Origin of the sequence: Mesorhizobium sp. M7A.F.Ca.MR.362.00.0.0 (assembly GCF_004023175.1) — a bacterium.
Lineage (GTDB): Bacteria > Pseudomonadota > Alphaproteobacteria > Rhizobiales > Rhizobiaceae > Mesorhizobium.
Window position 1 is genome coordinate 1 of sequence record NZ_RZTF01000079.1, and the last position, 3,979, is coordinate 3,979.

3 protein-coding genes are annotated in these 3,979 nt (G+C 63.7%); 2 read left to right on the forward strand and 1 reads right to left on the reverse strand.

Annotated elements, in window-relative coordinates:
- The first annotated feature begins 102 nt into the window (after positions 1 to 102).
- Together EOC06_RS13030 and pdeM are read left to right on the forward strand one after the other, a co-directional pair.
- Entirely contained in the window at positions 103 to 2,652 is a 2,550-nt protein-coding gene (locus EOC06_RS13030; RefSeq protein WP_128307955.1) for a ligase-associated DNA damage response DEXH box helicase, read from the forward strand.
- On the forward strand, positions 2,649 to 3,365 hold the full coding sequence (pdeM, locus tag EOC06_RS13035) for a ligase-associated DNA damage response endonuclease PdeM (protein WP_128307952.1): 717 nt from the start codon (positions 2,649 to 2,651) through the stop codon (positions 3,363 to 3,365). The genes EOC06_RS13030 and pdeM overlap by 4 nt, the downstream gene beginning before the upstream one ends.
- Before the next feature lie 6 nt (positions 3,366 to 3,371).
- Here pdeM and EOC06_RS42430 read toward each other — a convergent pair.
- Positions 3,372 to 3,979, reverse strand: a 608-nt coding sequence (locus EOC06_RS42430; protein ID WP_245469551.1) for a DmsC/YnfH family molybdoenzyme membrane anchor subunit, incomplete at its 5' end; no start/stop codon positions are given.

A 3,979-nucleotide genomic window follows, 5' to 3' on the forward strand; every position in this document is an offset into this window, starting at 1 on the left:
GATCCACCTTCTCCCACAAGGGGAGAAGGGAAGAGGGTGTCTCGATCACCTTTTGTTCCGATTTTCCTTGGCGTTCGTGTGCCGTCGCGCTACCTCTGGCGGGTGACAGAGCAGCCGCGCCTTGCCGAACAGAATGCCGCCGTGGCCCTGCCCGAACCATTCCTCAGATGGTTTGGCGAGAAAGGCTGGTCGCCGCGCGCCCATCAGATTGAACTTCTTTCTAAAGCTCAGGCCGGTCAGTCGGTCCTGCTGATTGCGCCGACCGGTGCCGGCAAGACGCTGGCCGGATTCCTGCCTTCGCTGACCGAACTGGCCAACCGGCCCAAGAGAAAGCCGGGCCAGGCGCGTCGCGGTATCCACACGCTCTACATCTCGCCGCTGAAGGCGCTGGCCGTCGATATCGAGCGCAATCTCGGCAGGCCGGTGGAGGAAATCGGCCTGCCCGTCACCATCGAGACGCGCACCGGCGACACTCCTGCCCACAAGCGCCAGCGCCAGAAGCTGGTGCCGCCCGACATCCTGCTGACCACGCCCGAGCAATTGGCGCTGCTGATTGCGGCAGGCGATGCAAGACGCTTCTTCGAGGATCTGCGCTACGTCGTGCTCGACGAGTTGCACTCGCTGGTGACGTCGAAACGCGGGCATCTGCTGGCGCTCGGCCTGGCGCGGCTGCGCAGCTTTGTCCCCGGCCTGCAGACGATCGGCCTGTCAGCGACGGTGGCCGAACCGGACGAGTTGCGGCGCTGGCTGGTCAGCCAGAATCCGCCCAAGGGTTCGACCGGCAGTGACATGGCCGAACTGATCGTCGTCACCGGGGGAGCGAAACCGGAGATTTCCATCCTCGATTCCGAAGAGCGCGTGCCTTGGGCCGGGCATTCGGCGCGCTACGCCACGCCGGAAATCTATCGCGAGATCAAGCGCCACAAGACGACCCTGCTGTTCGTCAACACGCGCAGCCAGGCGGAGCTGCTGTTCCAGGAATTGTGGCGGGTCAACGAGGATACGTTGCCGATCGCGCTGCATCACGGCTCGCTCGACGTCGCCCAGCGCCGGCGCGTCGAAAAGGCGATGGGGGAAAACGCGTTGCGTGCCATCGTCGCCACCTCGACGCTCGACCTCGGCATCGACTGGGGCGATGTCGATCTGGTCGTGCATGTCGGGGCGCCAAAGGGGGCGAGCCGGCTGGCGCAGCGCATCGGCCGCGCCAACCACCGCATGGACGAGCCATCCAAGGCGATCCTCATCCCGGCCAATCGCTTCGAGGTGCTGGAATGCCGGGCCGCCCTCGACGCCAACTATCTCGGCGCGCAGGACACGCCTCCCTTGATCGATGGCGGGCTCGATGTGCTGGCCCAGCATGTGCTCGGCTGCGCCTGCGGCGCGCCATTCCGTGCCGATGACCTGTTCGAGGAAGTGCGAACGGCTGCGCCCTATGTCAGCCTCGACCGGACGACATTCGACCGCGTCATCGATTTCGTCGCCACCGGCGGCTATGCGCTCAAGAATTACGAGCGCTATGCCCGCATACGCCTGAACAAGGATGGGTTCTGGCGGGTGTCCAATCCTCGTATCGCCCAGCAATACCGGCTGAATGTCGGCACCATCATCGAGGTGCCGGCGCTTAACGTGCGCTATGTGCAAGCGGGCAGCAAGGGCGCGGCGTCGCGCGGCGGCAGGGTTCTCGGCAAGATCGAGGAGGCCTTCCTCGAAACGCTAACGCATGGCGACACCTTCATGTTCGCCGGCAAGGTGCTGCGCTTCGAAGGCATCCGCGAGAATGAATGCTTCGTCTCGAACGCGCCCGGCAGCGATGCCAAGGTGCCTTACTATGGCGGCGGCAAGTTCCCGCTTTCGACCTATCTCGCCGAACAGGTCCGCATCATGCTGGACGACCCGCAGCGATGGAAGAAGCTGCCCGAGCAGGTCGCCGACTGGCTGCGATTCCAAGCCGACAAATCGGTGCTGCCCAAACGCGATGACCTGCTGATCGAGACCTTTCCACGAGGCAACCGCCATTATCTGGTGGCTTATCCGTTCGAGGGCAGGCTGGCGCACCAGACGCTCGGCATGCTGCTCACCCGCCGTCTCGACAGGGCAGGAGCCAGGCCGCTCGGCTTTGTCGCCACCGACTATGCGCTGGCGATATGGTCATTGGGCGACATGGGCGCGATGTTCAAAGCCAAGAAGCCTTCGCTTGGCGCTCTTTTCGACCAGGATATGCTGGGCGATGACCTCGAAGCCTGGCTGGCCGACAGCTGGCTTCTCAAACGCACCTTCCGCAATTGCGCGCTGATTTCGGGGTTGATCGAGAAACGCCATCCGGGCCAGGAAAAGAGTGGTCGCCAGGTCACAGTCTCGACCGACCTGATCTATGACGTGCTGCGCAGCCATGAACCGGACCACATCCTGCTTCAGGCGACACGCGCCGACGCAGCCACCGGCCTGCTCGATGTCAGCAGACTTGCCGACATGCTCTCGCGCATCCAGGGTCGAATCGTGCATAAGGCACTCGAACAGATATCGCCGCTCGCCGTGCCGATCATGCTCGAGATCGGCAAGATGCCGGTCAACGGCGAAGCCGATGAAACGCTTTTGATGGACGCGGCGACATTGGTCGAGGAGGCCATGGGGCCGGGAATGGCTGAGGAATGAATTTTTCGCTGGCGCGCACATCGCTGATCGCCGAGGCCGACCTTGTCGGCATATCAGGCGAGCGCGCCGTCTGCGACCCCCGCGGCGTGCTCTATTTTCCGGATCTGCGGCTTCTGGCCGTGTCCGACCTGCATCTGGAAAAGGGCTCGTCGCTGGCACGCCGCGGCTCGCTGATTCCGCCCTACGACACCGGCGCGACCTTGCTGCGGCTTCAGGCCGTGATATCAGACTACCAGCCGTCGATCGTCATCAGCCTGGGCGACAGCTTTCACGATGGCGGTGGCGCCCAGCGTATGCATGCAAGCTTCCGCGAACGGCTGGAAACGCTGATGGCAGGCCGAGACTGGTTCTGGGTCGCCGGCAACCATGACCCGGAAGCGCCAGCCGATCTGCCCGGCGAAACGGTGCGTGAACTTGCTATAGGCTCGCTGCTGTTCCGGCATGAGCCGTCGAAGCAGCGCGTCGAAGGAGAAATAGCGGGCCATCTGCATCCCTGCGCCCGCATAGTCCAGCAGGGACGCTCGGTGAGGCGGCGCTGCTTTGCCGGCGACGGCGGCCGCATGATCATGCCGGCCTTCGGCGCCTATACCGGTTCGCTCAACGTTCTCGACCGCGCGTATGCCGGGCTGTTCCGGCTGGACACGCTGATGGCTTATATGCTGGGCGCCCAACGCATCTTTGCCATTTCCGGCTCGATGCTGCGGCCGGGCTAAACAGCCTTACCTGCCATAGTAGAGCGTAACCGTGTGCTTCGCCTCGGCGAAGAACAGCCAACGTTCGACCAGCATGCCGGCGAACTGGATTGCAGCAGCAAGTACCGACAGCAACGCTGCCAGCGGCCATGGCAGGGCGGACACAATGGCAAGCAGCCCCAAGGGCAACACGAAGGCCAGAAGCTGGGTGATCTGGCGCAGCCGCGCGCTGTGCTTGCGCGCGATGCGGAAACCCATTTCCTTGAGCAGATAATTTTCCTCGGTATGCGGCCATTCCAGCGACCGCACTGTACCGCCGGCCAACCCGGTTGCGGTGTTGGCGGTGGTCGCGATCTCCAATCGGTCGTTGTAGCGCCAGGTCGCCACTTTCCAGCCCCAGCCGAACAAGGTCAGCAGCAGGCAAGCCGCCAACTGCACCTTCGAACCAAGCGCAAAGCCCTGCAGCAGCGCGTTCAGCAGCACGCTGCCGGTCATCGCCGAAAAGATGAGGTAGCCGGGCAGGGTGAAGCGGCTGTGCCACTGGGCGATCGGCTTCAGCGACGCATAAATCATGCCGGTGGTGCAGACGGTGATGATTGCGCCGATGGTGGCCAGAGATCCGGCGATGCCGACCC